Below are 24,350 nucleotides of genomic sequence, written 5' to 3'. Positions count from 1 at the left end.
CTAAAATTGAATCGGTGTGGTAGAGACCTGGAGAAAGCCACATCCCTTTTGGGGTGTGGCTTTTTCTTTTGGAGGGATCGTCTTGCGCGTCGCTGTGATAGGTGCCGGTGTCGTCGGTTCACTCATCGCGAGAGAACTCTGCAAATACGATGTCGAGGTGTTGCTGATAGAAAAGAATCTGGACGTCGGCTGGGGTGTGACGAAGGCCAACTCCGCGATACTGCACGCTGGTTACGACGATCCGGTCGGAAGCGTTCGGGCCAGATTTTGCAGCGTCGGCAACGCTATGTACACCGAACTTTCTCGCGAGCTCGATTTTGAAATCAAAAGAACGGGTTCCTACGTGCTCGCTTTCAACGATGAAGAAACCGCCGTGCTTCACAAACTTCTCGTTCAAGGCGAGAAGAACGGCGTTCCAAACTTGAGCATACACGATCGTGAAACGATCCTCTCGAGAGAACCGAGGATCAATCCCGAAGTGAAGATGGGACTCTGGGCACCCACCGCGGGGATAACGGAACCCTGGATGGTCGCAATAGCTGCGGTGGAAAATGCGCTCGAGAACGGCCTGAAGCTTTTCCTGAACGAAGAAGTGGTTGATTTCGAAAAACAGGGAAACAGGATCGTCGGTGTCATCACGAACAAACAAGTTCACCGAGTCGATGTGGTGATCAACGCCGCGGGCCTGTTCGCCGATGAGGTCGCCAAGCTTGCAGGTGCCGAGTACGTGCCTCTGCATCCGAGGAAGGGTCAGTACATCCTGCTCGACAAGAAACTCGGTAACAGCGTGAGATCCGTTATCTTTCCCACTCCCACTGAGAAGTCCAAGGGTATACTCGTTCTGCCCACGATAGATGGTGGTTTGCTCCTCGGCCCCACAGCAGAGGATCTTCCGAGCGACAGGAAGAACGACTTGACGACCACCAACGAAGGGATTCAGTCCGTGAAGGACTTCGTGCTGAAACTGGTCCCAGAGATCGACTTCTCTTTGGTGGTGAAGACCTTCGCGGGATTGAGACCAGAAAGTCCGCAGAAGGACTTCTTCATCGGTAAAAGCGAGATCGTCCCCAACTTTGTCAACGCAATGGCGATGAGATCTCCCGGTCTCACCGCCGCACCCGCGATAGCAAAATACATCGCCGAAGAAGTGTTGCAACAGCAGATGAGAATCAATCTCACCACTAAGAAAGGTTTCAAACCAGAGAGAAAGGGCATAAGGAAATACGCTGAGCTGAGCCTTGAGGAATGGCAGAGGGCTGTGAAAGAGAATCCATCTGCGGGTCGAATGATCTGTTTCTGCAACGAGGTGACCGAGGCGGAGATAGTGGAAGCGATAAGAAGGGGAGCCAGGACGCTGGATGGGGTGAAGTTCAGAACACGCGCTATGTTCGGTCGCTGTCAGGGTGACTTTTGCATGAGCAAGATACTGAAGATCCTTGAGCGAGAACTCAAAACAGACGCTTCACAGATCGTTCTCAAGTCCCCCAACAGCTGGGTTGTCGATGGGAAGGTGAGAGAATGAAGACGGACGTGCTCGTGATCGGTGCGGGAGCTGCAGGTATGGCTGCGGCGATTGCGGCGGCGAAGAGGAACTTGAAGGTAGTCATCGCCGAACGAGACGAGATCACTGGTGGCATTTTGAATCAGTGCATTCACAACGGCTTCGGGCTGCATTATTTCAGAGAGGAACTGACAGGACCTGAATACGCGGAGCGCTTTCGAGAGCAACTGAGCAGATACGCTGGTGCGATAGATGTGTTGAACGACTGCCACGTACTGAGGCTCAACAGGGACAGAACGGCCCTGCTCGTCTCACCGAAGAACGTGTTCGAGCTCGAAGCGAAGGTGGTCGTGTACGCTGCTGGGGCACGTGAACGTCCCTTCGGTTCTCTGATGATTCCCGGCGATAGACCTTCTGGCATCTTCACCGCGGGTGTGGCACAAAGATTGATGAACATAGACAACAGAAAGGTCGGAAGGAAAGCTTTGATCGTTGGCTCCGGAGACATCGGCATGATCATGGCCAGGAGGTTGACGCTCGAAGGCATCGAAGTCGTGGGAGTCGTTGAGAGATTACCTTATCCGGGAGGATTGCTGAGGAACGTGATACAGTGCTTGAAGGACTTCAACATACCGTTGTACCTCTCCAGCACCGTGGTCGAAGTCAAAGGAAGCGAAAGACTCGAAGAAGTCGTCGTCGCAAGCGTGGATGAACAGTTCAGGCCAATTCCAGGTACTGAAAAGAGTTTCAAAGTGGACACGCTCGTTCTTTCGGTCGGACTCATCCCTCAGGTAGAGATGCTGAACGGTCTGGTCACGCTCGACAAAAGAACCAGGGGAATCGCCTGCTCCAACACGGGTCAATCCTCGAACGAATGGATCTTCGCCGCAGGCAACTGCACGGCGGTCTTTGATCTTGTTGACTACGTCACCAAAGAGGGAGAGCGTGCAGGCGAGTACGCCTCGAGGTACGTCAATGGAGAAAGATTCTCACTCGGTGTTCCCATTGTTCCCGGAGAGAACGTGATGCTCACCTTCCCCAACTACTACAACGATGTCGATGATCTCACGCTCTATCTCAGGTGCAAGAAGCCCATGGAGAAGGCGTTATTGAAGGTGGGTGGCTTTGAAAAGACTTTTGAGGACCTCATCCCAAGTGAGATGATCGTTGTGAAGATTCCGAAGCAGAAACTCTCGAACCTTGACAGGATTGAAGTCAAGCTCGAGGAGGTGTGAACATGGAGAAGATAGTTTGCGTCCTATGCCCAATGGGATGCAAAATAAAATACAGTGTTGAGGATGGAAAGATAGTTTCAGTCGAGGGCAACCGCTGTCCAAGGGGTCTTTCTTACCTCGAGGACGAGCTGAAAGAACCCAAGAGGATCGTTCCCACCAGTGTGAAGGTTGTTAATGGTGAACTTCCCCTTGCGTCGGTGAAGACATCCAAGCCCATACCCAAACGTTTGATACCGGAATTCATGGAGTTGGTCAAACAGGTCCAAATCGAAGCCCCCGTGAAGGTGGGCGATGTGATCCTGAAGAACGTCCTCGAAACGGGAGCGGACGTCGTAGCTACGCGTACTGTGAAAAGAGTCAACTCAGCTTAGCTTTAAATTCCACAAACTCTCCTCACTCGTCGAGACTGCCATCGCACCTTTCTTGAGCGCCTCCATCGCCTGCTGTACAGTTTTGATCAAGCCTCCCGTTATCACCGATATACCGGTTTCCTGAACTATCTGCTGGATCAGATCCGGGATCAAGCCAGGCAACACTTCTATGTAATCCGGTCGGTGCGATTTTATCTGTGCGATGCCTGTCGTGAGCGATTGTGAATCGAGAAGGAAGATCCTCTGTATGGGTACCAAACCTACCTTTTTTGCGACGGTTATCAAATTTCCCTTTGTGGTTATCATGCCATCAGCTAAGATCTGCGTCTTGAGGTATTCAACTGCACTCTCGTCCTTACCCAAACCTTTGATCAGATCCAGATGAACGAAGACTCTTTTGCCATGATCGTGCAGGTACTTTACCACATTCTTCAGACTCATCAGATCACCGTAGAGAAGAAAGACCGAGGTTGCCATGCTCTCGGCCGCTTTTTGTAGTTGTTCTTCACTTCTCAGTGCTGGCACAACGGGATGTGCGAAGTATTTTTCGTCCCTCACGTTTTCATCCACCCTTTCGCTCGTTCCACTGCTTTTTTCCAACCCTTGTACAGTTCTTCTCTCTCCTTCTCATCCATGTTCGGAACGAACTTCCTATCGAGTTGCCACTGTGACTCTATCTGTTCCATGCTTCCCCAATAACCCACCGCCAGACCTGCGAGGTACGCCGCACCCAAAGCCGTCGTCTCGTTCACCTTCGGTCTCTCCACTGGAACGTTCAAAATGTCCGCCTGAAACTGCATCAAGAAGTTATTCTTCGACGCACCCCCATCTACCCTCAAAGTCTTCAGCTCCGTCCGACACTCTTCGCACATCACCTCGACGACGTCCCTGGTCTGGTACGCAATCGATTCCAGAACTGCCCTGACTATGTGTTCCTTCTTCGAACCTCTCGTGAGTCCGAAGATCGCACCCCTCGCGTACATGTCCCAGTGGGGTGCGCCAAGGCCCACGAACGCCGGAACGACGTAAACACCGGCCGAGCTCGGAACACTCAGCGCCATCTGCTCAGTCTCAGCCGCACTTTCGACCATTCTCAGCTCGTCCCTGAGCCACTGTACCGCGGCTCCTGCTATGAAAACACTTCCTTCGAGCGCATAGGAAACCTCATCCTTCAACTTCCAGGCGACAGTTGTCAGCAGCCCGGAGCGTGAGAAGATAGGTCTATCACCGATGTTCATGAGTATGAAACAGCCCGTACCGTAAGTGTTTTTGACCATGCCCGCTCGGATGCACATCTGTCCAAACAGTGCTGCCTGCTGATCTCCAATGTCCGCCGCAATGGGTATCTCAACGCCGAAGATATCCTTGTCCGTCACACCGTACACGTAGCTTGAAGGAAAGACTTGAGGCAACATCGAACGAGGTACACCGAAGATATCCAAAAGCTCCTGATCCCAGCACAGATCGCTTATGTTAAACAGCATCGTCCTCGAAGCGTTGGACACGTCTGTGGCGTGAACCTTTCCGCCCGTCAAGTTCCATATGAGCCAGCTGTCCACGGTACCGAAGGCAACATCTCCTCTCTTTGCTTTCTCCAACACATCGGGCACGTTCTTCAAGATCCACTGAACTTTCGTGGCAGAGAAATACGCGTCGATCACCAGACCTGTCTTGCGTTGTATATAGTCGGCGAGGCCCTGTGCTTTGAGCTCATCGCAGATGTTCGCCGTTCTTCTGCACTGCCAGACTATCGCGTTATAAACAGGTTTTCCCGTTTTTTTGTCCCACACGATGGTCGTTTCTCTTTGGTTTGTAATACCTATTGCGGCTATCTGGTTGGGCTCGACGTCGAATGTGCGAAGAAGCTTCTTAGCTACACTGACTTGAGATTCCAGGATGTCGTAAGGATCGTGTTCCACCCATCCGGGTTTCGGATAGATCTGTGGAAACTCCTGATTCACCATACCAACGACATTTCCGCTCGAATCGAAGAGTATGGCGCGAGAACTCGTCGTGCCCTGATCCAGCGCGAGAACGTAACGTTCCTTCATTCATGCGCACCCCCAACAAAGAATCAAAAAAGACCACACCCAACTTGGGACGTGGTCTTCTCCTCTTCTCCTCCACGCACTCATATTTTACAACAAAACCTTTTTCGTTTGATTTTTCGAGATCGACTCGGCGGATTCGCCTGACTTAACGTTACTCTTGAAGCAGGAAAATATTAACGCATCCTGCATCCGTTTCACGACGGAAGCTCGGTATAATAGAAGCGGAGTCCTGGAGATCCTTTCTTACAAGGAGTGTTAGCGATGGGGTGGATAGTTGGCAAGAAAGAGCTTGAAATCGTGAATCTCGTGCGTGAGCACCTCGAAAAGGTTAGCACGACGCTGGTGAGTTTGAAGAACCTGCTTGAAGCCTATCTGTCCCAGCAGTTTGATCGTATTACAGAACTCGCCGAGGAGGTTCGTGAGTTCGAACACGAGGCAGACGTTGTGAGAAGAAAGGTTGAAAACATCATGTACAGCGGTGCATTCTTGCCCAACTTCAGAGGTGATCTGCTCGGGATCATCGAGGCGGCCGACAAAGTCGCGAACAAGGCTGAATACGTGGCCGATCTTCTCGAGATCGAAAGACCCTATATTCCAGATTCCCTGAACGAGGAAATCAAGGCGTTGCTCGACAGGTCCATCGAGACTTACGATGCTCTCAAACAGGCGATAGAGTATCTTTTTATCGATTTGAACCGTGTCATGGAGTTTGTCGATGCGACGGAAGTGAAAGAGCACCAGGTGGACGGCATCGAAAGAGATCTGCTGAGAAAGATATTCTCCCTGCAGGATATCTCCCACGGTCAAAAAATGCATCTCAAGGATCTGATAAGAAGTCTGGCGGATATCGCAGACAGGGCGGAGGACTGTTCAGACAGGGTCCAGATCGTCTCACTCAAGAGGAGGGTGTAGTTTGGGAATCCTGGGTGAAGAATTCGAAAAGTTGGTTCAGATCATGGAAACACTGCGCTCCAAACGTGGATGCGAGTGGGATCGCAGTCAGACACACGAATCTCTGAAGCCCTATCTGATCGAAGAAGCTTACGAACTACTGGACGCAATCGACGAAAAGAACGACGCAAGGATGATCGAGGAACTGGGAGATGTGTTGCTTCAGGTCATCTTTCATGCACAGGTCGCTAAGGAAAGGGACGCGTTCGACATTTTGGACGTGTTGAGAACGCTCAGCGAAAAGCTCGTAAGACGTCATCCACACGTTTTTGGTGACAGTCCAGGCTATTCTTACGAGCAGTGGGAGCGAATCAAATCCCAGGAGAAAGGAACAAGCAAGTCTTCAGCGATTGGCAGTCTGAACAAAGCGCTACCTGCTCTGAGCCTTGCAAGGAGGATTCAGGAGAACGCAGCAGCGGTCGGTTTCGATTGGCCAGATGTCTCGGGAGCTATGGAAAAGGTCAGAGAAGAAGTGAGGGAGCTCGAGCAGGCTATCCAGCGGGGGGATCCAGGATCAATGGAGGAAGAGCTTGGGGATTTGCTCTTCGCCGTTGTCAACGTGGCGAGGTTTTCGAGCGTCGATCCTGAGGTTGCGTTGCGCAGGGCGACTGAGAAGTTCGCCAATAGGTTCGCAATGGTTGAGGATTTTGCAAAGAAGCGTGGGCTCGAGTTGAAGAAAATGACTCTCGAACAACTCGATGCTCTCTGGGAAGAAGTGAAGGGAGGAGAGTGAAGTGAAGAAATTTCTCATCATTGTCATCATGGTGTTCTTGGCATTGAACCTTTTTGCTCAGGAAACGACGAGCAGTGCGACACCCAGCACGGTTGTTGTCGCAGAGGTGAACGGCAGACAAGTCACACAGGAAGAGCTCGACAGAGAAGCAAACCTGAACAGACTCTTGTTGCAGTTGCAGTCTCTCGACGAGAGGTTCTACCAGGTGCTCACAAGCACGCCCGAAGGTTTGGCACTCCTTCAACGCTACAAGAGGGAAGTGCTGAACAACCTGATCGATCAGATCTTGATCGTCCAGATCGGTGAGAAGATGGGTATCGTCGTTCCGAAGGAAACGATAGAGAAGCTCGTCGCGGATGAGTTGAACAAAACTCTTTCTCAGTACAACATGACAGAAACCGATCTGGATTGGTATCTCAAGAGTGCAAACCTCGGAGATCTGGAAACGTTCAAAAACAGGCTCAGATGGATCTTCACGGTCCAACAGACGCTTCAGCAGATATACCAAAAAGTAACGGAGAGTTCGGCGATCAGCGACGAAGAAGTGAAGAGATTCTATGAGGAAAACAAGGAGTTCTTCACCGTCGAAGAATCCGCGAAGCTTTTGAGAATCATCGTCGAGACGCAGGAACAGGCAAACAAGGTTTTGGAGAGGATCAGAAAGGGTGAGGATTTCTCCCAGATCGCGAGTGAAGTCTCGATCGATCCGTTGACGAAGGATAAGGCGGGCGAGCTGGGATGGGTCGAACGCTACAGTGGTCTACTGAATCAGGAAGTCGAAGAAAAAGTCTTCGCGAGCCCAGTCGGTGCGATCGTTGGTCCGTTGAAGACGAGTGGTGGATGGGAGATCTACCGTGTTCTGGAGAAGAAGCCCAAAGGTTATCAAGAGCTGGAGGAAGTCGCGGGCGATATAAGGGACTATTTGGCGCAGTCCAAGGCGAGCGAACTGTGGCAGAAATGGGTCCAAGAAGAGTTCCTAAAGTTCAAGCAGTCGAGCGACATCAAGGTTTATCTCCTGAGTGGAACTGAAACTGAAGGGGGATCGCAGCAGTAATGATGCTCAAAACCATAACGATGCAATGGACGGGAGACTCACTCATCCTCATAGATCAGAGAAAGCTTCCGCACGTCGTGGAAAACGTCGTGTGTAAGAGTTATGAAGAAGTGGCTCAGGCGATAAAAGACATGGTCGTTCGCGGCGCACCAGCCATAGGCGCCGCGGCGGCCTTTGGTTACGTGCTCGGCGCAAAGCAGTTCTCACACTTGAAAGGTGAACATCTCTCGAAGGCGATGCAACAAGTCCACGATGCGATCGCTCGGACGAGGCCCACGGCTGTGAACCTCTTCTGGGCCCTGAAAAGAATGCACGAGAAGTTCCTCGCGGCCAAAGACCAAGACTTCGTCAAAGCTCTCGAAGAAGAGGCCATGAAGATAGCGCGAGAGGACATAGAGACGAACAGATCCATAGGCCGACACGGTCAGACGTTGCTGAAGGATGGCGATACGATCTTAACCCATTGCAACGCTGGTGCCTTAGCTACGGTCGATTACGGCACGGCGTTGGGAGTCATACGTGCCGCCGTGGAGAACGGTAAAAGATTGAGAGTGTACGTGGATGAGACGAGGCCTTACTTACAGGGCGCGCGATTGACGGCTTGGGAATTGGTTCAGCTCGGTCTCGAAACGATCTTGATCTGTGACAACATGGCAGGTTGGGTCATGAAACAAGGCAAGGTGAACGCTGTCATAGTGGGGGCGGACAGGATCGCTGCCAACGGGGATGTTGCCAACAAGATAGGTACCTATACGCTCGCAGTTCTCGCCAAGAGACACGGTGTACCTTTCTACGTTGCGGCTCCCATATCGACGATAGATTTGAACGTCAAGGATGGCTCACAGATACCCATCGAAGAGCGTTCTCACAAGGAAGTCACGCACGTTGGCGACCTGAGGATCGCTGCCGAAGGTGTGAAGGTGTACAATCCAGCCTTCGATGTCACAGAACACGATCTCGTCACCGCGATAATCACTGAGAGAGGAATAGTGAGGCCTCCCTACGAAGTCAATCTGAAACGCATCATGGGGGTTGAACCTTGAGGATAAATCCTCTGGAAGATGGCAACATGAAGAGCCATCAGATCAAGAGCAAAAAGGTTTCGAAGAGTAAACTTTCGGCTCGGGCCAGTCAGGAAACCGGCTTTTTGGACGTGCTCGAAGAGGTCGAAGAAGAAACCTACAATCAGCTCTTGGAGAAAGCCATAAGGTCCGTGGTCGAGACGGGCAACGATTTGATTCGTTCGCCGACCGAGGACAACTTCAAGAAGTACAGAGAAAGTGTCAAGCAATTCTTGAAACTCGTCGAGAAGAAGCTCTACAAGATCGAAAGAGAGCGTGGAATAGATCTTCACGTGGTCGCGAGTCAGGTGAACGAAAAACTGAACGAGATAGCCGACGCCTTGCTTCAAGCTGAAAGCGGAGCCATCAAACTGTCGGCGAAGGTCGAAGAAATCTATGGCTTACTGATAAACATCTACAGGTGAGAGCTGTGAAAGAGATCTTAGAACGTCTCAAGAGTTTCCTTCAGACGAACGTGGGAAGTTCCTTGTGTGTCAGATCGCGTGAACAGAGCCTTTTGAAACGCGTGCGGAGAGTTGTTGCAGAACTCACGAAGGAGTATTTGATATTCACAGAACCTTCCATAGATGAGGTGCGCCAAGCGGAGGAATTCCTCTACACGGCTTCTGGTGATGGCATGAAGATCGTGGTGCTTGAGAAGTTCGAACGCTCCTCGATCGAGGCAATGAACGCGTTCTTGAAGACGTTGGAGGAGCCTCCCTCACACAGTTTGGTTGTGCTCACTTCAATCAAGTTTCGTGAATTGCCACAGACTGTTCGAAGCAGGGTCAAGGTGTTCGACCTCTTCGTTCCGAGAAGTTTCTACGAGGATCTGAAGCGTAAGATCTCGCTCGAACCAGAGCTTTTGCTCAAGCTTTGCAAAGCGGATTTCGATGTGACCGAGTACGTCAGCGAAGCTTCTGGCGAGATAGAAGCAGTTCATTTTGAGCCTTCTTCGTTCCTATCTCTTTTCAAGAGCGAAGAGGTAAAACCACAAGACAAGGTTCATGCGCTGCTCGCACTGAATGATCTTTTCACGCGCTTTCAAGCTGGACAGATCGACGATCGTAGTTTCGTCGAACTATACGTGGCGCTGGTTGAGCAATCTAAAAAGCTCGAACTGAACAAGTTGATCTTTGAACTCTCTTGGCTCTGCGAGATCGTTCTTGAACATCACGGGGTGAACGATTTGTCTGTTTATAGATGGTTCGACTCGATTCTTAGAAACAAACTTTTGAACTTCAACGCTCAGCTGACATTCGCGAACCTCTTGATCAAATTCAGACGCTCTGCAAGGAGGTGATACTGTGGACATGGTCGCTGTAGTCTATGCGGTGGAACTTCTACCGAAAGGCAAGTTACATTACTATGCAGACAATGGTGAAGACATAAAGCCGAACGATCTGGTGCTGGTCATGAGTGAGTTCGGACTCGACGTGGGTCGGGTCATGTTCGGCCCAAAGGAATTGAGCATAGAACAGATCGGTGCGGAACTCAAACCTATAATCAGAAAGCTCACCGACGAAGATCTAAAGCAGCACGAACAGAACCTGAAAGATGCCGTGGAGGCACACGAGATATGCAGACAGAAGATCAAGGAGCACAATCTACCCATGAAACTGCTCTACACCAGGTACATGTTCGATCGATCGAGGCTGGTGTTCTACTTCAGTTCCGAAACGCGCGTTGATTTTAGAGAACTCGTGAAGGACCTCGCGCGCATATTCAAAACCCGCATCGAGTTGAGGCAGGTAGGTGTACGCGACGAGCTCAAGTTCATGGGTGGTATAGGTTTGTGCGGCCTTCCAGTTTGTTGCAGTAGGTTTCTTCGCGAGTTCGACAGCGTGACACTGAAGCACGCGAAAGCCCAGCAGCTCATGATTAACACCGCGAAGATTTCCGGTTCTTGCAGAAGATTACTCTGCTGTCTCACTTACGAGTACGATTTTTACAAGGAAATGTTAGAAGGCATTCCCGACGAGGGTGAAACCTTCGTGTATGAAGGTAAAACTTGCGTGGTGCAAGCCATAGATGTGTTCAAGCAGAGGGTGCTCGCCATTTCTCAGGCAGAGGATGCCATGTTCTACGTGCCTTTCTCATTCTTCCGGGGAGGCGGTGAGAATGGTAGCGTTAGCTAAATTCCTCATCTTCATAGGTATTGTGCTACTGGTAACCGGGATGGTACTCTATGTTATAGGCAGGTTCACACCGCTTGGAAGACTACCCGGAGACATCGTGATAAAACGCGAAAGGTTCGTGTTCTACTTTCCCATAATGACGAGTTTGCTTTTGAGCTTGGTACTGACATTCTTATTTTTCGTAATTTCAAGGATCGGAAGATGAGACATCGGGAGGTGTACACATGGTCAAGAAATTCGACAAAGAAACAGTGAGAAGGTTGAAAGAGTTGGCACGCATATGTCGTGGCGATGTGTTGAAGATGACCTACGTTGCCAATTCCGGACATCCCGGAGGCTCCATGTCTTCGATGGAAATCTTTCTGAGCATCTACAGCTTTGCGAACGTCGATCCGAAGAATCCTTTCGATCCTTTGCGCGACAGAATCGTGATCAGCCACGGACACACCTCACCCGGAGTTTACTCCGTGCTCGGCAGATTGGGTTTCGTTGACATAGATCAGGTCATCGCGGGCTTTCGTCACCACTCGAGCATTTTCGAAGGCCACGTAACTCGTGGAATTCCAGGGATCGATTGGTCCACTGGGAACTTAGGTCAGGGCCTTGCTGCGGGTGTTGGTTTCGCGCTCGCGTCGAAGATCAAAGAACAAGATTATCACGTCTTTGTCGCGATGAGCGATGCCGAACAGGCGAAGGGTCAGGTTGCAGAGGCTCGCAGGATCGCCAAGAAGTACGGTCTTTCAAATGTCACAGTTGTGATAGACTACAACGATGCGCAGATCTCCGGCAGGGCTCGCGATATAATGGCTGTCAACATAAAGGAAAACTACCTCTCGGACGGTTGGAGAGTCATTGAAGTCGATGGTCACGACATAGAACAACTTTTGTACGCACTGAAAGAAGCCGTTGAAGACAAGGTCAATCCGGTAGCCATCCTTGCGCATACCGTCATGGGTAAGGGTGTTTCGTTCATGGAAAACAATGTCTCATACCATGGAAAGCCCCTCACAAAGGAAGAACTCGAAAAGGCGCTCGCGGAACTCGGTATCGAGAATGACGTTGACAAGTACATCGAGATGAGAAAACATTTACCGCTTGTCAAACACGAGCCTTTAAAACTCGGGTACGAGGTCAAGATAAACGTCCCCACAGCCAGAACTTACACGGAAAAGACTGACAATCGAAGTGCTTTCGGCAAGGCTCTTCTCGACATTGTGAAGGCCAACAAGAACAGCGAGACGCCTGTGGTCGTTGTGGATTGTGACCTTGCCTCTTCTGTAAAAACCGACCTTGTCATGAAAGAGGTTCCTGAAAGGTTCGTTCAGATAGGTGTGCAGGAACACGCCGCGGCAACGGTCTCTGGTGCCATGTCGGCAGACGGAATCGTAACGTTCTTTGCCGACTTCGGTGTCTTTGGTGTGAGTGAAACGTACAACCAGCACAGGCTGAACGCGATAAATCACACGAATTTGAAGGTCGTCGTAACACACTGTGGTTTGAACGTTGGAGAAGATGGTAAGACGCACCATGGACTCGATTACGTCTCCGCACCGGCGAACTGGCTCGGCTACAAGGTCATAGTTCCGGCCGATCCGAACCAGACGGACCGTGTTGTGAGGTATACCGCGTCGGTCTATGGGAACTTCTTGATCGCCATGGGCAGGGCGAAGCAATCTATCATAAAGCGCGAAGATGGGAAACCCTTCTTCGGTGACGATTACACCTTCGAGTACGGCAAGATCGATGTGCTCAGGGAGGGTGCAGAAGTGACACTCTTGGGTTGCGGTGCCATCGTCGAGAACTTGGTGGCTGCGGCAGACAACTTCAAAGGCAGAGTCTCTGTGCTGAACGTTGCTTGTCCGCTCGATCTCGACGAAGCAACGTTGAGAAAGTACTGCGATGGTAAGAAAGTACTCGTCGTCGAAGATCATGCCGCGCCACTCGGCTTGGCAGCGTTGCTCGCGAAGTTCATGATGCAAAAGAAGATCTTTCCTTCGCACTTCGAGCAAATCGCGATCGAAGAACACGTTGTCTCAGGTCCTTACGAGGCACTGTACGAACTCTACGGGCTCAGCGCGAAAAAGATCGCTGAGAAGGTGGCAGCGCTTCTGTCATGAGGGAAGAAGAGATCAAAAATCTCATCGATTTCATGAAACAACTCGGATACAACTTCTGTGATCCAAAGCTGCTGTTCACCGCGTTGTGTCACTCTTCTTATGCGCACGAAGAGAGACAGCGCGGAAGAAAGGACGTCGAATCCAACGAGAGACTGGAATTCTTGGGCGACGCAGTCGTAGATTTCTTGATCGCGGAACACCTCTACAAAAACTATCCTCAATCTCCAGAAGGTGTCATGTCCAAGATCAAGGCTGCAGCGGCGAGTGAAGATGCGTTGGCGCTCATAGCTAAAGACATCGGTTTGAACCGTCACATCTTTCTCGGTCACGGTGAAGAGCTGAACAACGGTCGGGAGAGAGAATCGATACTCTCGGGCGCGTTGGAGGCTTTGGCGGCCGCGCTCTATTTGGACGGGGGAATGAAGCCTGTAAAGGAGATCCTCGTTCCCCATATGGTTCGCTACATCGAACAGATTGCGGCAGGAAACATCGTTTTCGATCACAAAACGGCGTTGCAAGAGCTTGCCCAAGAGAAGTACAAGACCTTGCCGGAATACGTTCTCGTTCGTGAAGAAGGACCCGCGCACATGAAGAAGTTCTTCGTCGAGGTCAGACTGAAAGGTCGTTCACTCGCAACGGGCGAGGGTTCTTCGATAAAGGACGCCGAGAAGAACGCCGCGAGATTGGCACTGGAAAGACTGAAGGAGATGGAAGATTGAAGATACTACCCGTTTTTCTCCCGCAGAGAGGTTGTAAAAACAGATGCACCTTCTGTTCTCAGTGGGCCGTGACGGGCTTCGAAAGACCTTTGAGCTTCGATGAGCTCGATGAGCTCGTACAAAATTATTTGAAGACGACCCACAGCTTCGAAATCGCCTTCTACGGAGGCACATTCACGGCGTTGGACGAATCTGAACAGCTCAGTTATCTTTGCTGGGCGAGCCGGTACGTGCAGACTGGCATCTGTAGTGGGATAAGACTCTCCACCAGGCCGGACGAGATCGACGAACCAAGGGTGCGTTTCTTGAAAGAACACGGCGTCAAGTTCGTCGAGCTGGGTGTGCAGTCCTTTGACGACGAAGTGTTGCGGCTGAACGGTCGTGGTTACACTCAAAGCGATGTTTTGAAGGCGTGCGAGATTCTCAAAGAGTTTGAGATAGATTTCGGCATCCACCTCATGGTCGGTCTGTTGGGCGACGAGGCAATGAAGGACATTCTGAGTGCTTGGCAAACCACGAAGGTGAAAGCCAAGAGCTGTCGTATCCATCCGACGCTCGTGTTGAAAGGCTCGATCCTCGAGTCCATTTACCGGCGCGGTGAGTATGTTCCGATAGCTCTGCACACGGCGATAGATATCTGCAGTGACATGACCGCGGTGTTGGAGAGCCATGGCGTGCGTGTCATCAGGCTCGGTCTCTACGTGCCAACAGAGCTTTTGAAGAACGTCGTGGCTGGACCTTACCATCCGAGATTTGGCGAACTCGTCAGAACCAGGCTGGTTGAAAAGCTGTACAGCTTCTTGAACGCCAGCTCGATCGTTCACACCGAGAGGGAGTCGAGCTGGGTCTCGAAGCTCAACGTTCCCAAATCGAAGGGCAAATCGTTCGGTTTCCTCGCACAGGGAGAGTTTGTTCCTTGGCAAGACGCGCTCGAAAGCTACGCTGAAGAAATCTCGAAAGAGGTGGTACTATGTTCGAAGAGATGAAGGAAAATGTCTTGAAACAGATCAACGACGCGCAGGATATCGCTCAACTCGAAAGGATCAGGGTCAACTATCTTGGAAAGAAAGGCATCTTGACGGAACAGATGAGATCGATTGGGAAGCTTCCACCCGAGGAACGACCGAAGGTGGGTCAGGTGCTCAACGAGTTGAAACAAACCATAGAGCAGGCACTCGAAGAACGAAAGAAAGTCCTCGAAGCGAGGGAACAGGAAAAGAGCCTTCAAAAACTCTGGATCGACGTCACATTACCTGGCGCGATCAGAAAGGTGGGACATCCCCACCCGATATCGAAGGTTCTTGAAGAGATAGAGACCATATTCGTTTCCATGGGTTTCAAGGTCGTGGAGGGGCCAGAAATAGAGGACAGTTGGCACAACTTTGATGCTCTCAACACACCAGAATGGCATCCCGCAAGAGACATGCACGATTCTTTCTATCTGCAGGACAAACTCTTGAGGACGCACACTTCACCCGTTCAGATAAGAACCATGCTTTCAGAACAACCACCCATCGCGATCATTTCCCCCGGAAGAGTGTACAGGAGAGACTACGACGCAACGCATCTACCAATGTTCACGCAGGTGGAAGGACTGTACGTGGACGAGCACGTCAGCGTGGCGCATCTCAAATACACGCTCGAAATCTTCGCAAAACGAATCTTCGGTCCTGAAAGAAAGATAAGGCTCAGACCGAGCTACTTTCCATTCACAGAACCCAGCTTCGAGGTCGACGTCTCCTGTGGCATATGCGGGGGGAAGGGTTGTCCTTCTTGCAAGTACACCGGCTGGCTCGAAATTCTTGGCGCCGGTATGGTGCATCCGAACGTGTTCAGAAACGTTGGTTACGATCCAGAGAAGTACACTGGTTTCGCCTTCGGAATGGGAGTCGAACGCATAGCCATGTTGAAGCACGGTATAAAAGATATCCGAGACTTCGTGAGAAACGACGAGAGATTTCTCGAATGTTTCTGAAAGGGTGATCGACAATGCAGGTGCCTGTGGAATGGCTAAAAGAGCTGGTCGATATAGATGTTTCCGTTGAAGAACTCGCTCACAGACTCACCATGGCAGGAGTGAGCGTCGAGAGGATTTTCAATCCCTTCGCCTCGGGAAAGATCGTTTCCGCGATCGTCGTTGAGACTCGTCCACATCCCAACGCCGAGAAACTGAAGGTTTGCAAAGTCTTCGATGGCTCAGCCTACCACACGACGATCACTTCGGACATGAACGTGAAAGAGAATTGTCTCGTTGCGATAGCCTATCCCGGCACGAGGTTCGCCGATGGCACCGAGGTTCGTCAGACTAAGATCAGAGAAGTGCTCTCAGAAGTGGTCATGTGCTCTCTTCAAGAGCTTGGTCTGGAAGAAAAATCCGACCACGTTTACCTCATAGATGAAGATCTCGAAGTGGGGGTCGATCTGGTCCGACACTGGAAATTGGATGAGTCCGTTCTGGATCTCGACATCACTCCGAACAGACCGGACTGTCTCGGAGTCATTGGTGTTGCGAGAGAAGTCGCCGTCCTGCTCAACAAGAAATTGAAGCTGCCTGAGCCGAAAGTTGAAATCTTTGACGAACCTGTGGAAAAGTTCGTTTCGGTCCAGATAGAAGATGTTGAAGGTTGTCCCAGATACTGTGTAGCTTATGTCCGTTCTTCGAAAGTGAAGGACAGTCCACTGTGGATGAAGAGACGTCTCATGGCTTGCGGTGTCAGACCCATAAACAACATTGTCGATGCCTCAAACTACGTCATGTTGCTCACGGGACATCCAGTTCACGTTTTCGACTATTCGAAGGTCAAAGACGGGAGAATCGTCGTCAGATGCTCCAAGAAGGACGAAGAGGTGGTTCTGCTCGACGAGAGAACGTACAGATTGACAGGCATCGAGACGCTCATCACGGATGGTGAGAACATCCTTGCGGTTGGAGGCGTCATGGGCGCGCAGGATTCTGGCGTGGCGCAAAGCACCGAAGAATTGCTCCTCGAAGTGGCCTACTTCGATCCGGTGAGGATAAGAAGAACTTGTAGAGCACTGAACATAAAATCAGACGCGTCACACAGGTTCGAAAGGGGAGTCGATCCCAACGACGCGGACTACGTGATGAATCTATTGATCCACACGATCCAGCAGGTCGCAGGCGGTGTGAGCGCGAGAGGCTTAGTCGATGTCTATCCACGAAGGATCGAAAGAAAGTCTGTGACGTTGAGAAGAGAGAAACTGAGAAAGGTCCTTGGTATCGACGTGCCAAACGGTGAAGTTTTCCGCATACTCGAATCACTCGGTATGGAAGTTCGAACCACACAGGATAGTTGGACCGTGCTCGTTCCCACTCACAGACCCGATATATCGATCGAGGAGGATCTCATCGAGGAAGTCGGTAGAATCTTCGGCTATGACAAAGTTCAAAGTGAAGCTCCACGCATCCTTGCCTCAGCCGGGGGTTGGAGCGATTATCAGAAGTTCAGACGAAATATCAAACAGCTGGTACGATCCTGCGGGTTCAACGAAGTCGTGAACCTCTCCTTCTGTAAATCCTCCGTCGTCAAAGAATTGACCAAACAAGAACCTCTCATGCTGAACAATCCTATGGTCGAGGACATGGACAGTCTAAGGCCTTCTCTGCTCTTTGGATTGATCGACTGTGTTGCGTACAACATCAGAAGGCAGAACAGGGACGTCAAGTTCTTCGAGATCGCGAAGATCTATGGTCTCAAAGATGGTTCCATCTTCGAACGTGAAAAACTCGGCATGATCGCCTCGGGAAAGCTCGAAGAAGACGATTACACCGACACAAGATCCGTATCTTTGCTCTGGTTGAAAGGTGTGATCGAGGAGATTGGAAGGCATTTGAATTTGAACTTCGAATTCGAACCTGCGACCATCGATTGGCTCACGCCCGGCCGTCGAGCCTTCATCTACGTGAACAACCAACAAGTGGGTTGTCTTGGCATGTTGACTCGATCCTTCAACGAAGTTTACGACTTCAAAGGTGAGGTCTACTTCGCCGAACTGGACCTACAGACCCTGTACGAGAACTTCAATCCAGCCCGTGGGATCGTTACTCCTGCACCATTTCCGTACGTGAGAAGGGACGTTTCCTTGTTGCTTCCGGTGGGAAGCAGGGCCGGTGACATACTCAAGTTCTTGAGAACGTCACACGAGTTCGTCGAAAGCGTGGGTGTGAGCGACGTGTACACGGGCAAGGGTTTGGCTGAAAACACGATCAGCGTAACTTTCTACGTGATCTATCGTGCCCCGGACAGATCTCTCACCGACGAAGAAGTCAACGAGCTGTTCGAAAACACGATCAGGAAGGTTGAAGAAACCTTCAACGTGAGGCGAAGGTTCTGAAATGCTTCCATTCGAGTACGACAAGCACAAAGCCTTGAACGTTCAGAAGAAGTCGTTCATGAACTTCAATTTGATCTCCTTCGACGCAGTGTACGAACCACATATCGAAGAAAGCAAGCGCGTGTACGTCTACGAATTCCTCGCAAATGAGCCGAAGCTCGATTTGATTTTTGTGCACGGCATAGGAAACAGAAACATCTCTTACCTTCTCTGGTTCGCCGAGAACTTCAAAAAGCACGGTATCAACACCTACTTCGTGATACTTCCATACCATTGGTTCCGCGCGCCCAGCTCATGGCGTGGTGGTGAACCGTTCTTCTCGACTTCTCCAAAACACTGCAGTGTGATGTTCCACCAATCTGTGAAGGACGTTCGAAGGACCTTGGACTACGTTGAACAAAGTTCCCATCTTCCAAAGGCCATCATGGGTTTCAGCTTCGGAGGTATGATCGCGACGATGGCTCTCGCGATCGATGAAAGACTTAAAAAAGGCATTTTGGCCTTCACTGGTGGAGATTGGCGTTGGATCAACTGGTACGCACCCCACACGGAACAACTCAGAAAAGATTACATGGAGAAGAGCAATGAATACAACTGCCGTGACGAAGCAACGTGCGTGAAGAACAGATCCAACGCTTTCGAAAAGCTTGGCCAACTCGAGAAAATAGAAGACATATTCCAGCTCGAACCCGCGTGTTTCCACTACGATCCTATCTCTTACGCGAAGTTCGTCAGACAACCTGTGCTCTTCTTCAAAGGCTTGTTCGACAGGGTGATCATTTCCAGAAGCTCAGACGAACTGATCAAGCGTCTGTCCGATGTTCGTAAAATCTCGCTTCCATGTGGTCACAGATCCTCGTACTTCTTCAGACGTCTCATTCTGAGAAGATCGCTGAAATTCTTACTGGAGGATGAAAAACTTGATCATCGTTCGCTACGGTGAGATAGCGCTGAAAGGGAAGAACAGGAAGACGTTCGAGAACAAGTTGATCGAGAACATAAAAAAGACGCTCGCAAGAAAAGGTGTCGACGCGAAAGTTCGTTCCACTCAAGGTAGATTGATCGTCGATGCTTCACACGAGTTCTCCGAGATCATCAGGAAGGTCCCAGGCGTTGTTTCCGTTTCCCCAGCGTGGAAGATGGAGTACGAAGAGATTCCAGAGTTTCTTTCCACACATCTTCGCAACATGAATCCCGCTTCGTTCAAGATCGATGCGCGCAGGATCAACAAGGCTTTCCACAAGACTTCTCAACAGATCAACGAAGAGATAGGTGCCTTCGTCGTGCAACGCTTCGGTTGGAAGGTGAACTTGAATCAACCCGAACTCGCGATAGGCATCGAGATGATAGAAGGTCAGGCTTACGTGTTCTTTGAAACTAAGAAAGGCGTCGGAGGTCTACCGTCGAGCACTCAAGGAAGACTTGTTCTGCTCATGAGCGTTGGCATAGATTCACCCGTCGCAGGCTTCTTGATGCTCAAAAGGGGCGTCAGCCTGACGGCTTTGCATTTCGATCAAGGTCACGCGGACCTTGCACGACAAATGATCGACGTGCTGAACCAGTACAGTTCAGAACCGATCGAACTGATCGTTGTGAATCATTTGGAATACTTTCAACCTTACGTCACGGAACTCGAGCGAATGGGAAAAAGAGAATGGACATGTGTCATCTGCAAGGTGCTCATGCTCAAAAAAGCTGAGGAAATCGCCAAGGAAAGATCTGCACTCGGTATAGTCACAGGCGATTCGCTCGGTCAAGTTGCATCACAAACTTTGGAGAATCTGTTTCTCGAAAGCAGCGTTGTGAAAATGCCTATCTACAGACCACTCATAGGCATGGACAAGGACGAAACTGTGAGAATCGCCAGACAGATTGGGACTTTCGAAATCTTCGTCGAAGCCGCAAGGCACTCTTGCCCTTTCAGACCATCTTCTGTTGTAACCAGAGGTTCAACGTATGGGCTGAACAAAATACTCGAACATTTCAAGTCAAAATCTCTCTGGCAAGGCTGAGACCTTTAGAAGCTCACGGAGCAACTGTTGCCACCCTTCTTTTTACTCTCGTACTGCAATTCGTCGGAGCGTTTGAGTATCTCATCCACGTCTGTGCGTTCTTTCACAACGATACCGCCTATCGAGACGGTCACACGAACGATCTGATCGTTCTCGGCAATGTAAGAAGCGGCTATCAGATTTTTCAGTCTTTCTGCTATCTCCTCTATTTCCTTCTGTTCCTTCAATTCCACGACCGCGACGAACTCGTCACCACCGTACCTGGCCACCAGATCGCTGACTCTCAAATTCTTTTTCAATGTACCAGCGACGAACCGCAAGACCTTGTCCCCAACGTGGTGTCCAAAACGATCGTTGATCGACTTGAAATCGTCCACGTCGATGAACAGCACACCTATGATCCTCTCGAACCTCTCAACCTCGCTCAGCTTCATCTTGAGATAGTATTCCAAACCTCTTCTGTTCAAAACCTGCGTCAGCTCGTCCACGAACGCGAGTTTTCTCAGTTGCTTTATTTCGTTTTCAAGAAAGCTCTTTTCAACCTTTTCTCTGAACAACTCGATGGCTCCCACGACATCTCCAGACTCATTCACCACAGGTATACCCACAACGATCACAGGCACTCTGTAACCTTCCCTGTGGTGCAGGAATACTTCCGCAGTCTGAACAGTTGCTTCCTCCATCGCTTTCACTAATGGACACTTTTCCAAACAGAGCTCTGTGCCTTTGTCATCCACGTGTTTGAGGATGTTGTCTTGACAACGCGTTCCCAAGACTTCTTTCGCTTCGTACCCAGTTATCTCTTCACTCTTCTTGCTCCAGTACAGGATTTTCCTTTCGCGGTCAATGCAGTAGACACCGTCTGAAACGTTTTCGAAGATTTTCAAAAGCAGTGAGTCTTTCAAAATCTCGTCCACCGTGAATCCTCCTTGTTCTTTTCTCAAAAACGATTTTACAACAACGTCTCACACAACACATTTTTCCCTCAGCTTGAACTCTTCAATGATCTCTCTGACTTTGTCCAGTAGACTTCCTTTCAGTGGCTGAAGCGGTGGCCTCGGATCTCCCGCGGGCATTCCTAAAAGTTTCATCATCGCCTTGATCCCGACGGGGTTGACCAGAAGGTACGCCGCTTCCATCACGGGTTTGTACTTGAAAAAGAGTTCCCTGCACCTGACGGCATCCTCCCAACTCCCCCAAGGCTTCGACATCAATGCGAACTCTTTCGGTAAGACGTTACCCGTTACGTTCGCAGTGCCGTGTCCTCCCATCGCCATCAAAGGCAAGATCAAACCGAACTTTGGTGAATCGCAACACAGCACGTTCAACCTTCCTGACGACACCTCGATGTCTCCCATCAACTGCGTCAAACTCGGCGACGCTTCCTTGATCGCAACGATGTTACCTATGTCCAAGAGTTTCGCTATGGTTGAAGGATCGATGTTCGCCACGACTCTGGATGGATTGTTGTAGATCGTCACGGCTATGTTCACAGATCTTGCCACCGTTGCGATGAACTCGAAGATCGCTTCCTGTGGAGGCACTATATAAGGAGGAACCACGAGTTGAATTCCGTCCGCGCCGCACGCTTCAGCGAACTGCGAGAGTTCCACGGTGTCTTTCGTCGTTGAGCAACTCGTTCCGAAGAAGGCTTTGATCTTTCCTTTGCAATACTTCGCCATCTCTTGGATGATCAACTTCCTCTCTTCCATCGACAACGAAGTCGCTTCTCCCGTTGAACCCATGAATATCAACCCGTCCGTCTCATTCGCTACATGAAAATCCACCAGCTTCTTGAAACCATCGATGTCGACTTCGTCTCTCTCGGTGAATGGTGTCACGAGCGCGACCCAAGAACCCGAAGGCCTGACGAGCTGTTCCATACCGTTCGCCTCCTCGAGATCTTTTGTATTCAAATCCTACCACCTTGAAGCTGTTATCCCACCTGCGCCAACAAGATCATCCCTTTTCACGGGACCGTCCTTCGATGTTCATAATTTTGTTTCGAATTCTCAATGTTTATGCCCGTATACATATCAATGGGGGCGCTCCAGAGGAAAGATCATCCGGCCGGAAGTGGGAACCTACATTGGTTTCATTCTAATTCGTCTGGTCCTGCGAGTTATATCCTTAAAAGATATCCAGCGCTCCCGAGTGAAATCGACATTCCAACCAGCCTTTATCAACATGGGCTCAAATTTCCAAATAAAGCTGTTTCACCGACGAAAGTTTTTCTTCGAGTCAAGTTCTTCCAACCAGCACCGAACTTCGAACTGTACATAGAGTTTCAAGGTCCCCAACGATGGGACCTTTATTTTTTCTTCTTTCACCGTAGAGAAAATTCTTCTCCATCGATACACGCTCACGACCATTCCTCTAAAATCCTCCTTCGTCTTGCCGATATAACTAATGAAAACCAACGGGCCCGTTGGTGGAAGAATCCACCGCCAGGGAGGCGGTGAGAAGAACAGGGAGGTGCGGATATGCGTATCAACCACAACATCAACGCATTGAACGCTTGGAGGAGCATGAGTGAGACACAGTACTCGATGAGCAAAACGCTCGAGAAACTCTCCTCTGGTCTGAGGATCAACAGAGCGGGAGACGATGCAGCTGGTCTTGCGATAAGCGAAAAGATGAGAGGCCAGATCAGAGGTTTGAACATGGCAGTCAAGAACGCACAGGACGCCATATCGTTGATCCAAACAGCAGAAGGAGCACTGACAGAGGTCCATTCGATCCTTCAGAGGATGAGAGAGCTCGCAGTTCAAGCCGCATCCGACACCAACACCAACGTTGATAGGAACCAGATCCAAGCCGAGCTCGACCAACTCAGAGAAGAGATCGACAGGATCGCCAGAACGACCGAGTTCAACACGATGAAGCTTTTGGATGGGAAGATAGAAAGCTTCAGGCACAATCCAGACGTGAAAGTGGTGACCGGTGGTAACTTCGATCTGAAAGCTTCGCAGTCTGCCAACCTAAGAGGGATCGAACTTGCAAGCGGTTCCAATGTTACTGGCAGTGGAGTGATTAGCTTTAACATTGCTGGCAGATCTTTGGGAGCATTGTCAATACAAATCTCAGGTGCAACCGTGTCTTTACTCGCTGGCGGGGCAACCGTGGCTTCGTTCACTGTGTCTAATGAGGCAAACTTTGTGTCATATGCAACGACAGTCGGTGGTCTCAGATTCGAATTCGTTGTTTCTGATGCCAGCATAGGCATCAATACGGTAACTGCCGTTGTGAATTCGTTCAGAGTCACGCTTGCAACATCGCTCATCTTAGCTTTTGAAGATGTGAACGAAGGTTCCTACGTCGTTGAGGTGGGCCAGTTTGCTGGAGCCGCCACGAGCCTTCTGGACGTGAGAATCAACTACTTCAGCGAGACAGGCCTTGCGACCCCACCCATAGTTGATTTCAGCGATGGTCTGGCTATCTATGGGACAGTCTCAGGATCCATTAGCTACAATACTACCGATCAATCATTCAACATAAACATTGCAGCTGGTCCCAGGGGTATTATCTTCACTTGGCTAACTAATGTTTACAACATCAACTCCTTCGGTGGAGCCTTGCCATTGGAAGAAGTGATAGACAGCGGTGTTGTGAGGGCGGAAAGAAGGTGGTATGAAGACACTTCGTTGATCTTCCAGATAGGAGCGAACGAAGGACACAACATGATAGCTGGATTGGACGACATGAGAGCAGCCGCGCTTGGACTTACGGAAGACTCTTTGCGCGTCACGGATCAGAACAGTGCGGAAAGAACTATAATGGTCATAGACGCAGCGATCCACAAAGTCAGCACTGCACGCGCAAGACTTGGAGCAGTGCAGAACAGGCTAGAACACACGATAAGCAACCTTGGAGTAGCTGCAGAGAACTTGACCGCTGCAGAGTCTCGAATCAGAGATGCGGACATGGCCAAAGAAATGATGGAGTTCACCAAACAACAGATCCTGATGCAATCCAGCATGGCAATGTTGGCACAGTCCAACGCATTGCCACAGACGGTGCTGCAGCTGTTGCGATAACACTTCCAAGGACA

Annotated in this window: 23 protein-coding genes; 19 read left to right on the top strand and 4 right to left on the bottom strand. The window is 50.3% G+C overall.

What is annotated here, in order from left to right:
• Nucleotides 1-82 precede the first annotated feature (82 nt).
• Genes AJ81_RS09485 through AJ81_RS09475 form a run of 3 tightly spaced genes read left to right on the top strand, consistent with a single transcriptional unit; the run spans nucleotide 83 to nucleotide 3,107 of the window.
• Complete coding sequence (locus tag AJ81_RS09485) at nucleotides 83-1,522, top strand: NAD(P)/FAD-dependent oxidoreductase (RefSeq protein ID WP_031502493.1); 1,440 nt, start codon at nucleotides 83-85, stop codon at nucleotides 1,520-1,522.
• The gene (locus tag AJ81_RS09480) at nucleotides 1,519-2,736 is read left to right on the top strand and encodes an NAD(P)/FAD-dependent oxidoreductase (RefSeq protein ID WP_031502490.1); all 1,218 of its coding nucleotides are present in this window, start codon (nucleotides 1,519-1,521) and stop codon (nucleotides 2,734-2,736) included. Before AJ81_RS09485 ends, AJ81_RS09480 begins: the two co-directional genes overlap by 4 nt.
• Before the next feature lie 2 nt (nucleotides 2,737-2,738).
• Nucleotides 2,739-3,107 carry a DUF1667 domain-containing protein gene (locus AJ81_RS09475; protein ID WP_031502487.1) on the top strand — a complete coding sequence of 123 codons (369 nt, stop codon included), beginning with the start codon at nucleotides 2,739-2,741 and terminating at the stop codon, nucleotides 3,105-3,107.
• Here the strand turns inward: AJ81_RS09475 and AJ81_RS09470 are convergent.
• Nucleotides 3,099-3,665 carry a glycerol-3-phosphate responsive antiterminator gene (locus AJ81_RS09470; protein ID WP_031502485.1) on the bottom strand — a complete coding sequence of 189 codons (567 nt, stop codon included), beginning with the start codon at nucleotides 3,663-3,665 and terminating at the stop codon, nucleotides 3,099-3,101. The two genes, AJ81_RS09475 and AJ81_RS09470, sit on opposite strands and share 9 nt — an antisense overlap.
• Nucleotides 3,662-5,158, bottom strand: a complete 1,497-nt coding sequence (gene glpK / locus AJ81_RS09465) for a glycerol kinase GlpK (protein ID WP_031502483.1) — start codon at nucleotides 5,156-5,158, stop codon at nucleotides 3,662-3,664. Before glpK ends, AJ81_RS09470 begins: the two co-directional genes overlap by 4 nt.
• Nucleotides 5,159-5,419: 261 nt before the next feature.
• Here glpK and AJ81_RS09460 point away from each other — a divergent pair, with 261 nt between their 5' ends.
• From AJ81_RS09460 to thiI, 15 genes are read left to right on the top strand one after another with little or no spacing between them, the layout of a single operon-like run.
• The gene (locus AJ81_RS09460) at nucleotides 5,420-6,070 is read left to right on the top strand and encodes a TIGR00153 family protein (protein ID WP_031502482.1); all 651 of its coding nucleotides are present in this window, start codon (nucleotides 5,420-5,422) and stop codon (nucleotides 6,068-6,070) included.
• A 1-nt stretch (nucleotide 6,071) separates the two neighbouring features.
• Nucleotides 6,072-6,842, top strand: a complete 771-nt coding sequence (gene mazG, locus AJ81_RS09455; RefSeq protein ID WP_038059552.1) for a nucleoside triphosphate pyrophosphohydrolase — start codon at nucleotides 6,072-6,074, stop codon at nucleotides 6,840-6,842.
• A gap of 1 nt (nucleotide 6,843) precedes the next feature.
• Nucleotides 6,844-7,896: a peptidyl-prolyl cis-trans isomerase gene (locus tag AJ81_RS09450; RefSeq protein WP_031502479.1), complete on the top strand. Its 1,053-nt coding sequence runs from the start codon at nucleotides 6,844-6,846 to the stop codon at nucleotides 7,894-7,896.
• On the top strand, nucleotides 7,896-8,939 hold the full coding sequence (mtnA, locus tag AJ81_RS09445; RefSeq protein ID WP_031502477.1) for an S-methyl-5-thioribose-1-phosphate isomerase: 1,044 nt from the start codon (nucleotides 7,896-7,898) through the stop codon (nucleotides 8,937-8,939). Before AJ81_RS09450 ends, mtnA begins: the two co-directional genes overlap by 1 nt.
• Nucleotides 8,936-9,382 (top strand): YaaR family protein, encoded by a 447-nt coding sequence (locus AJ81_RS09440; protein WP_031502475.1) that lies wholly within the window; start codon nucleotides 8,936-8,938, stop codon nucleotides 9,380-9,382. Before mtnA ends, AJ81_RS09440 begins: the two co-directional genes overlap by 4 nt.
• Before the next feature lie 5 nt (nucleotides 9,383-9,387).
• Nucleotides 9,388-10,260, top strand: a complete 873-nt coding sequence (locus tag AJ81_RS09435; protein WP_031502474.1) for a hypothetical protein — start codon at nucleotides 9,388-9,390, stop codon at nucleotides 10,258-10,260.
• A 10-nt stretch (nucleotides 10,261-10,270) separates the two neighbouring features.
• Nucleotides 10,271-11,095, top strand: a complete 825-nt coding sequence (locus AJ81_RS09430) for a PSP1 domain-containing protein (protein WP_096325216.1) — start codon at nucleotides 10,271-10,273, stop codon at nucleotides 11,093-11,095.
• Nucleotides 11,079-11,300 (top strand): DUF2905 domain-containing protein, encoded by a 222-nt coding sequence (locus AJ81_RS09425; protein WP_031502470.1) that lies wholly within the window; start codon nucleotides 11,079-11,081, stop codon nucleotides 11,298-11,300. Before AJ81_RS09430 ends, AJ81_RS09425 begins: the two co-directional genes overlap by 17 nt.
• A 19-nt stretch (nucleotides 11,301-11,319) precedes the next feature.
• Nucleotides 11,320-13,212: a transketolase gene (locus tag AJ81_RS09420; RefSeq protein ID WP_031502468.1), complete on the top strand. Its 1,893-nt coding sequence runs from the start codon at nucleotides 11,320-11,322 to the stop codon at nucleotides 13,210-13,212.
• A complete protein-coding gene (rnc, locus tag AJ81_RS09415; RefSeq protein ID WP_031502466.1) occupies nucleotides 13,209-13,931 on the top strand; it encodes a ribonuclease III in 723 nt (240 codons plus the stop codon). Before AJ81_RS09420 ends, rnc begins: the two co-directional genes overlap by 4 nt.
• The gene (locus AJ81_RS09410; RefSeq protein WP_051368926.1) at nucleotides 13,928-14,917 is read left to right on the top strand and encodes an elongator complex protein 3; all 990 of its coding nucleotides are present in this window, start codon (nucleotides 13,928-13,930) and stop codon (nucleotides 14,915-14,917) included. The genes rnc and AJ81_RS09410 overlap by 4 nt, the downstream gene beginning before the upstream one ends.
• A complete protein-coding gene (gene pheS / locus AJ81_RS09405; protein ID WP_031502463.1) occupies nucleotides 14,902-15,906 on the top strand; it encodes a phenylalanine--tRNA ligase subunit alpha in 1,005 nt (334 codons plus the stop codon). Before AJ81_RS09410 ends, pheS begins: the two co-directional genes overlap by 16 nt.
• A 14-nt stretch (nucleotides 15,907-15,920) precedes the next feature.
• Complete coding sequence (gene pheT, locus AJ81_RS09400; protein ID WP_031502461.1) at nucleotides 15,921-18,287, top strand: phenylalanine--tRNA ligase subunit beta; 2,367 nt, start codon at nucleotides 15,921-15,923, stop codon at nucleotides 18,285-18,287.
• Nucleotide 18,288: 1 nt separating this feature from the next.
• Nucleotides 18,289-19,230: an alpha/beta hydrolase gene (locus AJ81_RS09395; RefSeq protein ID WP_031502459.1), complete on the top strand. Its 942-nt coding sequence runs from the start codon at nucleotides 18,289-18,291 to the stop codon at nucleotides 19,228-19,230.
• Entirely contained in the window at nucleotides 19,208-20,299 is a 1,092-nt protein-coding gene (thiI, locus tag AJ81_RS09390; RefSeq protein WP_031502457.1) for a tRNA uracil 4-sulfurtransferase ThiI, read from the top strand. Before AJ81_RS09395 ends, thiI begins: the two co-directional genes overlap by 23 nt.
• Before the next feature lie 5 nt (nucleotides 20,300-20,304).
• On the opposite strand, the gene AJ81_RS09385 is transcribed toward thiI, so the two are convergent.
• Nucleotides 20,305-21,216: a sensor domain-containing diguanylate cyclase gene (locus AJ81_RS09385; RefSeq protein WP_197536849.1), complete on the bottom strand. Its 912-nt coding sequence runs from the start codon at nucleotides 21,214-21,216 to the stop codon at nucleotides 20,305-20,307.
• Nucleotides 21,217-21,264: 48 nt separating this feature from the next.
• On the bottom strand, nucleotides 21,265-22,182 hold the full coding sequence (gene dapA / locus AJ81_RS09380; protein ID WP_031502454.1) for a 4-hydroxy-tetrahydrodipicolinate synthase: 918 nt from the start codon (nucleotides 22,180-22,182) through the stop codon (nucleotides 21,265-21,267).
• Nucleotides 22,183-22,782: 600 nt separating this feature from the next.
• On the opposite strand from dapA, the gene AJ81_RS11055 reads away from it, so the two are divergent.
• Nucleotides 22,783-24,336, top strand: coding sequence for a flagellin N-terminal helical domain-containing protein (locus AJ81_RS11055; RefSeq protein ID WP_031502453.1), 1,554 nt, complete (start codon nucleotides 22,783-22,785; stop codon nucleotides 24,334-24,336).
• Nucleotides 24,337-24,350: the final 14 nt, after the last annotated feature.

The organism is Pseudothermotoga hypogea DSM 11164 = NBRC 106472, from assembly GCF_000816145.1.
Lineage (GTDB): Bacteria > Thermotogota > Thermotogae > Thermotogales > DSM-5069 > Pseudothermotoga_A > Pseudothermotoga_A hypogea.
The sequence above is the reverse complement of the archived record's forward strand: the minus strand, read 5'-3'. Positions and strand labels throughout refer to the sequence as shown.